At 72.7% G+C, this 8886-nt stretch carries 1 protein-coding gene; it reads left to right on the top strand.

Annotation, left to right across the window (positions count from 1 at the left end; translation table 11 throughout):
- Positions 1-7 precede the first annotated feature (7 nt).
- A partial coding sequence (locus tag ABT001_RS35305) for a type I polyketide synthase (protein ID WP_502967580.1) occupies positions 8-8886 on the top strand: 8879 nt, incomplete at its 3' end.

The raw sequence follows: 8886 nt of genomic DNA, 5'->3' as shown, positions 1-8886 counted from the left end.
GCGGTTCGTGGAGATGGGGAAGGCGGATCTGCGGGAGGCGGGGTCGTTGGGGGATTGTTCGTATCGGGCGTTTGATCTGGGTGAGGCGGGGCCTGATCGGTTGGGTGAGATGTTGGCGGAGTTGGTGGGTCTGTTCGCGGTGGGTGAGTTGTCGTTGTTGCCGGTGCGGGCGTGGGATGTGCGGCGGGCGCGGGAGGTGTTGCGGTTTGTCGGGTCGGGTGGGCATGTGGGGAAGAATGTGCTGATGATGCCTCGGGTGCTGGATCCGGGGGGCACGGTGTTGGTGACGGGTGGTACGGGTGCGTTGGGTGGTTTGTTGGCGCGTCATCTGGTGGAGCGTCATGGTGTGCGTCATCTGTTGTTGGTGAGTCGTGGTGGTCCGGCTGCTCGGGGTGTGTCGGAGTTGGTGGCGGGGCTGCGTGGGTTGGGTGCTGAGGTGGGGGTGGTGGCGTGTGATGTCGGTGACCGGGATGCGTTGGCGGTGGTGTTGGGGAGCGTTCCTGCGGAGCATCCGCTGACCGGTGTCGTTCACGCGGCCGGCATCGCCGACGACGGCGTCATCGAGGCACTGACACCCGACCGCACGGCCGCGGTGCTGAGGCCCAAGGCCGACGCTGCACTGGCCCTGCACGAACTGACCGAGGGCCTCGACCTGGCCCTGTTCGCCCTGTACTCGTCCGCGTCCTCGGTCTTCGGCTCCCCGGGCCAGGCCAACTACGCGGCGGCCAACGCCTTCCTGGAGGCGCTCGCCCAGCACCGCCGCGCCCGTGGCCTCGCGGCGACCGCGCTCGGCTGGGGCCTGTGGGCCGAGGCCAGCACCATCAGCGGCAACCTCGACGCCACCGGTCTCGCCCGCGCCACCCGTGTCGGCGACGCGCTGACCACCGAAGAGGGCCTCGCCCTGTTCGACGCCGCCCACGCCACCGGCCTCACCCACCTGCTCCCCCTGCGGTTCGACCAGGCCGCAGCCCGCACCCGGCAGCCCGTACCCGCGCTGCTGCGTGGCCTGGTCCGCGCCCCCGTACGTCGTCTCGCCGGCACTGTCACCGGCGGCTCCGGACTCGCCGAGCGCCTCGCCGCGCTGCCCCCGGCCGAACAGGACCGCCTCCTCACCGGACTCGTGCGCGCCGAGGTCGCCGCCGTCCTCGGCCACGCCGACGTCGACGCGGTCGAGCCCGGCCGGGTGTTCAAGGAACTCGGCTTCGACTCACTGACGTCCGTCGAACTCCGCAACCGCGTCAACGCGGCCACCGGCCTGCGCCTGCCGGCCAGCCTGGTCTTCGACTTTCCCAGTCCTGTGGCCCTCGCTGCCCGCCTGCGCGAGCTGCTCGCGGGTGGTGAAGCGGGCGGCGCCGTCAAGGTGGCTGCCCCGGCCGACGAGCCCATCGCCATCGTCGGCATGGCCTGCCGCTTCCCAGGGGGCGTCGATTCCCCCGAAGCTCTGTGGCGACTCGTCTCCGCAGGGGACGATGCGATCGGCCCCTTCCCCACCGACCGGGGCTGGGACCTGGACGCGCTCTACGACCCGGACGGGGGCCGTGCCGGTACGACGTACGCCCGGTCCGGCGGCTTCCTGCCCGGCGCGGCCGAATTCGACGCGGGTCTGTTCGAGATTTCGCCGCGCGAGGCGCTTGCCATGGACCCGCAGCAGCGGCTGCTGCTCGAAACCGCGTGGGAGACGTTCGAACGCGCGGGCATCGACCCCAGCACCCTGCGCGGCAGCCAGGCCGGAGTGTTCATCGGCGCAGCCTCGTCAGGCTACGGAGTGGGCGTACGGCTCCCCGAGGGCGTGGAGGGCCACTTCCTCACCGGCAGCTCCACCAGCGTCGCCTCCGGCCGTCTCGCCTACACCTTCGGCCTGGAGGGCCCGGCCGTCACCGTCGACACGGCGTGCTCTTCGTCGCTGGTGGCACTGCACCTGGCCGCGCAGTCGCTGCGCAACGGCGAGTGCACCATGGCGCTCGCGGGCGGCGTCAGCGTGATGGCCACCCCCGCGATCTTCACCGAGTTCTCCCGCCAGCGCGGCCTGTCCGCCGACGGCCGGTGCAAGTCCTTCTCCGCCGGTGCCGACGGCACCGGCTGGTCCGAAGGCGTCGGCATGCTGCTCGTGGAGAGGCTCTCCGACGCCCGCCGCAACGGCCACCGGATCCTCGGCGTGGTGCGGGGCTCCGCGATCAACCAGGACGGTGCGTCGAACGGTCTGACGGCGCCGAACGGGCCGTCCCAGCAGCGTGTCATCCGTGCCGCGCTCGCCGCCGGGGGGCTGGAGCCCGGTGATGTGGATGCTGTGGAGGCGCACGGTACGGGGACGAAGCTGGGTGACCCGATCGAGGCGCAGGCGTTGCTGGCGACGTACGGGCAGGGCCGTGACGTGCCGTTGTGGCTGGGCTCGTTGAAGTCCAACATCGGGCACGCGCAGGCCGCCGCGGGCGTCGCGGGCGTCATCAAGATGGTCGAGGCGATGCGGCGTGGAGTGCTGCCCCGCACCCTCCACGTCGACGAACCTAGCCCGCACATCGACTGGTCGTCCGGCGCCGTGGAACTGCTCACCGAGGCGCGCCCGTGGCCGAGTACCGGCCGTCCGCGCCGGGCTGCCGTGTCGTCCTTCGGTGTCAGCGGCACCAACGCGCACACCGTCATCGAGCAGGCTCCCGAGCAGCCCGAACCCTCCGAGGGACCCGAGCCCGGGCGCCCGGTCCTGGTGGCGGTGTCGGCCCGTTCGGCGTCCGCGCTGGCGGGACAGGCAGCCCGACTGCTCGACCTGCTCGAGGAAGACGAGACCGTACGACCGGTCGATCTGGCGCATTCGCTCACCGTGTCCCGTCAGGCCCTGGAGCACCGGGCCACCCTGGTCGCCACCGACCGCGCGGAACTCGTCCAGCAGCTCAGTGCCCTGGCCCTTTCCCAGGCCAGGACAGGAGTCGTGCGGAGCACGACGACCGCCTTCCTGTTCACGGGGCAGGGGTCGCAGCGGGTGGGCATGGGGCGTGAACTCCATGACGTGTTCCCGGTGTTCGCGGAGGCGTTCGACGCGGTGTGCGCCCGTGTCGGTCTGGAGCGTCCGCTGCGGGAGGTGGTGTTCGAGGACGGTGCGGCTCTGGACCGGACGGTGTACGCGCAGGCGGGGCTGTTCGCGTTGGAGGTGGCGCTCTTCCGGCTTCTGGAGTCGTGGGGTGTGCGTCCCGACGTGTTGGTGGGTCACTCGGTGGGTGAGCTGGCTGCTGCTCACGTCGCCGGTGTGCTGTCGCTGGACGACGCCTGCCGGCTGGTCTCCGCGCGCGGCCGGCTGATGGACGCGTTGCCCGACGGCGGAGCCATGCTCGCCGTCGAGGCGGCCGAGGACGAGCTGGAGCTGCCTGAGGACGTGGACCTCGCAGCCGTCAACGGGTCCACCGCGCTCACCGTCTCGGGCCCGGTCGAGGCGATCGACGTGCTGGAGGAGCGCCTTCGTGCGGAGGGCCGGCGGGTCAAACGTCTGTCCGTCTCGCATGCCTTCCACTCGCACCTCATGGAACCGATGCTCGCCGAGTTCGCGAAGGTCGCCGAGTCACTGACGTACTCCAGCCCGTCGATCCGTATCGTCCCGACGGCGTCCGGCGACATCTACACCCCCGAGTACTGGGTGCGCCAGGTCCGCGAGCCCGTGCGCTTCGCCGACGCGATCGCCTCTCTTCCGGTCACGGGAACCTTCCTCGAACTCGGCCCGGGAGGCATCCTGTCGGCCCTCGTCCCGGCACTTCTGGCCGAGGCCACGGCCGTGCCCGCCCAGCGTGCGGGACGCGAGGGGACGAGAAGCCTGCTGGAAGGCGTCGCACTGCTCCACGAGCGCGGCGTACCCGTCGGGCTCGACCGCCTCGCCCAAGGCGGACGTCTCGTCCAGCTGCCGGCGTACGCCTTCCAGCGCGAGCGGTACTGGCTCGAATCCACCCAGGTCAGGGCCGTCGCCGACCCGGCCGAGGAAGAGTTCTGGGCCGCCGTCGACGCGGCCGACAGGAACGCCGTGGCCACGGCACTCAGCCTGGCGGACGGTGACGCGGGCCTCGACACCGTGCTGCCGGCCCTCACCGCCTGGCGCCGGGAGAGCCGCAAGCGGTCCGTCGTGGACGGCTGGCGGTACCGGACCGCCTGGACGCCACTGGAGAGCCGGCCCGGGACCACGCTCACCGGGACCTGGCTGGTGATCGGCGAACCCCGGCCGGACGTGGCCGATGCGCTGCGCGCCGCCGGCGCCGACGTCGTTGAACTCGACGCCGACGTCAGGGCTGACCTGCTCGGCCCGTACGACCCGGCCGGGATCCTGGTCCTGCGCCCCGACGTCCACAGCCTCCTCGCCCTCCTCCAAGGCCTCGACGCGGCCGGAGTCACCGCACCGTGCTGGGTCGCGACCCGTGGCGCGGTCTCCACCGGACGTCTCGACAGGCTCACCGACCCCGAGGCCGCCCAGGTCTGGGGGATGGGCAGGGCCGCAGCCCTGGAGCAGCCCGAGAACTGGGGCGGGCTCGTCGACCTGCCCGAGACCTTCGACCGCCGGGCAGGAGCCCGTCTGGCCGCCGTCCTCGCGGGCGCCCACCGCGTCTCCACCGGCCACGACGAGCCCCACCCCACCCGTACCCACCCCGAGGACCAGCTCGCCATCCGCGACACCGGGGTCTTCGCCCGTCGCCTGCGGCACGCCGCTCCCGAATCCGCCGCCGCGCCCTGGCAGCCGCACGGCACCGTCCTCATCACCGGCGGCACCGGAGCCCTCGGTTCCCACCTCGCCCGTACCCTCGCGGAACGTGGCACACCCCACCTGCTCCTGGTCGGACGTCGCGGCCCCGATGCCCCCGGCGCCTCCGAGCTCAAGACGGAACTGACCCGGTCGGGTGTCACCGTCTCCGTCGTGGCCTGCGACGTCGCCGATCGGGACGCCCTGGCAGCCGTGCTCGCCGACGTACCCGCGGAGCACCCGCTCACCGCGGTCGTCCACGCGGCCGGCGTCACCGACGACACGGACCTCACCGGGCTGACCGTCGACCGCCTCGACGCAGTCCTGCGCGCCAAGGCCGACGCGGCCCGCGTCCTCGACGAACTGACGGCCGGGCTCCCCGGCATCACCGCGTTCGTCACCTACTCCTCCATCGCCGGCGTCTGGGGCAGCGGAAACCAGGCCGCCTACGCGGCTGCCAACGCCCACCTCGACGCCCTCGCCGAGCACCGTCACGGCCGTGGCCTGCCCGCCACCTCCGTCGCCTGGGGCCCGTGGGCCGAAGCCGGCATGGCCGCGGGCGACGAGGCCGCCACCCATCTGCGCCGCCGCGGACTGCGCCCGCTCGACCCGGTGCTCGCCGTCGCCGCCCTGGACCGGGCGGTGGCCTCCGGTGACCCCTGCCTCACCGTCGCCGACGTCGACTGGGACCGGTTCGCGGCAACCTTCACCACCTCGCGGCCGAGCCCTCTGCTGTCGGAACTCCCCGAGGTGAGGGACACCACCAAGGCCGTGGCCCCCGATGCCGGTTCAGCCCTGCGCGAGCGGCTCACCGCCCAGCCGGCCCCCGAACAGGACCGGGTGCTGCTCGACCTGGTGGTCACCGCGGTCTCCGGCGTTCTCGGACACCGCGACCGCTCCGCCGTGGACCCGGCGGCCGCCTTCCGCGACCTCGGCCTCGACTCGCTGACCTCCGTCGAACTCCGCGACCGGCTCATCTCGGCCACCGGCCTGCCACTGCCCGCCGCCCTGGTCTTCGACCACCCCACCGCGACCTCGCTCGCCGCCCACCTGCGCGGCGAACTCCTCGGCACCGCAGACCCGCGGCCCACCGGTACCGCAGGGACCGCCACCGCCACGGACGAGCCCCTCGCCGTCGTCGCCATGAGTACCCGGCTGCCCGGCGGTGTGAGCTCGCCCGAGGACCTGTGGGACCTCGTACGGTCCGGTGGCGACGGTATATCGGCCTTCCCCGCGGACCGGGGCTGGGACCTCGACCGTGACGTCGACTACGCGCGGCTGGGTGGATTCGTGGCGGACGCCACCGAGTTCGACGCCGACCTGTTCGGTATCTCGCCGCGCGAGGCCCTCGCCATGGACCCCCAGCAGCGACTCCTCCTGGAGACCTCCTGGGAGGCCTTCGAACGGGCGGGCATCGACCCGACCTCCCTGCGAGGCAGCCGTGCCGGTGTCTTCGTCGGCGCTTCGAACAGCGGCTACGGCACCGGCTTCACCCCTCCTGAGGAAGTCACCGGACACCTGCTGACCGGCACCTCCAACAGCGTGATGTCGGGCCGGATCGCGTACACCTTCGGCCTGGAAGGGCCCGCTCTCACCGTCGACACGGCCTGCTCCTCATCGCTGGTCGCCCTGCACCTGGCGGTGCGGGCGCTGCGCACCGGCGAGTGCGATCTGGCCGTCGTCGGTGGCGTCGCCGTCATGCCCACCGAGGCCGGGTTCACCGAGTTCGCCAAGCAGGACGGCCTTGCCTCCGACGGACGCTGCAAGTCGTTCTCCGCCGCCGCCGACGGCACCGGCTGGTCGGAGGGCGTCGCGGTCCTCCTGGTGGAGAGGCTGTCCGACGCCCGACGAAACGGTCACCGGGTGCTGGCTCTGGTGCGCGGCTCCGCCGTGAACTCCGACGGTGCGTCCAACGGTCTCACCGCGCCCAACGGGCCCTCCCAGCAGCGCGTCATCCGCGCGGCCCTCGCCGACGCGGGCCTGGAGCCTTCCGCCGTGGACATGGTCGAGGCGCACGGCACCGGCACCCGCCTCGGCGACCCCGTCGAGGCGCAGGCGCTGATGGCGGCGTACGGGCAGGATCGCGAGACCCCCTTGTGGCTGGGCTCGTTGAAATCCAACATCGGCCACACCCAGGCCGCGTCCGGCCTGGCCGGGGTCGTCAAGACGGTCATGGCGATGCGCCACGGGGAGCTGCCCCGGACCCTGCACGTCGACGACGCCTCCACCCCGCACGTCGACTGGTCGTCCGGCGCTGTGGAACTGCTCACCGAGCACCGTCCCTGGCCGTGCACGGACCGCCCCCGCCGGGCCGCGGTGTCGTCGTTCGGCATCAGCGGAACGAACGCGCACGTCGTCCTCGAACAGGCTCCGGAGGAGGCGTACGCAGAGGCTCCTGAGCAGATCGCCGAGGAGTCGATGCTGTCCTGGCAGGTGTCCGGCCGTACCGCCGGAGCGCTCAGCGCCCAGGCGGCCGGTCTGCTCCGCATGCTCGACGAGCGGCCCGAGGCCGACCTCGTCGCCCATGCCCGCGCCCTGGCCACCGGCCGGGCGGCCCTCGACCACCGGGCCGTCGTGCTCGGCGCCGACCGCGACGACCTGGTCGTGGGACTCACTGCGCTCGCCGACGGCCGTACGGATCCGGCCGTCGTCCGGGGGACGTCCGGCTTCGGCCGCCCCGTCCTCCTGTTCTCGGGCCAGGGGTCCCAGCGGGCGGGCATGGGCCGCGAACTGTACGAGACGTACCCGGTGTTCGCGGACGCCTTCGACGCGGTCTGCGCGCGGGTGGACGTCGGACGTCCACTCCGTGACGTCGTGTTCGCGGACACGGATGCGGACGCCGCGGCGTTGGAGCGGACCCTGTACGCCCAGACGGGCTTGTTCGCCCTTCAGGTCGCACTGTTCCGCCTGCTGGAGTCCTGGAACCTCTCCCCCTCACACCTGCTGGGTCATTCCGTGGGTGAGGTGGCGGTGGCGCACGTCGCCGGTGTGCTGTCACTGGACGACGCCTGTCGGCTGGTCTCGGCGCGGGCGCGGTTGATGGACGCGCTGCCGGAGGGTGGAGCCATGCTCGCTGTGGAGGCGGCCGAGCACGAGCTGGAGTTGCCGGAGGGTGTGGATCTGGCGGCGGTCAACGGGCCTTCCTCGCTGACTGTCTCGGGTTCGGCCGATGTGGTCGGTGCGCTGGGGGAGCGTCTGCGGGGTGAGGGGCGGCGGGTCAAGCGGCTGTCCGTGTCGCACGCGTTCCACTCGTCTCTGATGGAGCCGATGCTGGCCGGGTTCGCGGCGGTGGCCGAGTCGTTGACGTACCACGCGCCGTCGATCCCGGTCGTCCCGACCGCCTCGGGTGCGATGGACACCCCCGCCTACTGGGTACGTCAGGTCCGCGAGCCCGTACGCTTCGCCGACGCCGTGGCCCTGTCGCGGCAGGAGCACGCCGACGTCTTCCTGGAGATCGGCCCCGACGGCACCCTCACCGGGCAGGCCCTGCGCTGCCTCGAAGGGCAGTCCGTCCTGTGCACGCCCGCGCTGCGTGCCGACCGCCCCGAGCCCGAGGCGCTGCTGCGTGCCGTGGCAACGCTCCACGTGCACGGTGTGCCCGTAGCCCTGAGCCCGCACGCGGGCGCGTCCCGGCCGGTCGACCTGCCGACGTATCCGTTCCAGCGTCAGCGCTACTGGATCGCCCCCACCCCGAGGGCCACGGCGGAGACCGACGAGGTGGAGGCCCGGTTCTGGCAGGCGGTCGAGCGGCAGGACGCCGCAGAGGTCGCCGGCACCCTCGGCCTCGACGCCGACGCCCTCGCGGCCGTGCTGCCCGCACTGTCGGCCTGGCACGGCGGGCGCCGCGAACAGGCCCGGTTGGACGCATGGCGCTACCGCGTCGTGTGGCAGCCGCTGCCCGAGCCGCACGCCGCAGCCACCGGTACCTGGCTGGTGCTCACGGCTGACGGAACGGTGCCCGAGGACCTCGCCGCAGCACTGGGCGGAGAGCTCGACGGGCAGCTTGTCGGCGCCCGGTTCGACGCCGATCTCGCCACGTTCGCCGATGTCGCGGGAGTGCTCTGCCTCCCGTCAGGACCGACCGATCTTCTTCCGTTGTTGCGTGGTGGGTCGGTGGGGCGTGTGTGGGTGTTGACGCGTGGTGTTGTGGCGGTGGGTCGTTCGGAGCGGGTGGTGGA

It is taken from the genome of Streptomyces sp. NPDC002793, from assembly GCF_040295485.1.
In the GTDB taxonomy this organism is placed as follows: domain Bacteria; phylum Actinomycetota; class Actinomycetes; order Streptomycetales; family Streptomycetaceae; genus Streptomyces.
This window is presented reverse-complemented; position numbering and strand designations above follow the sequence as displayed.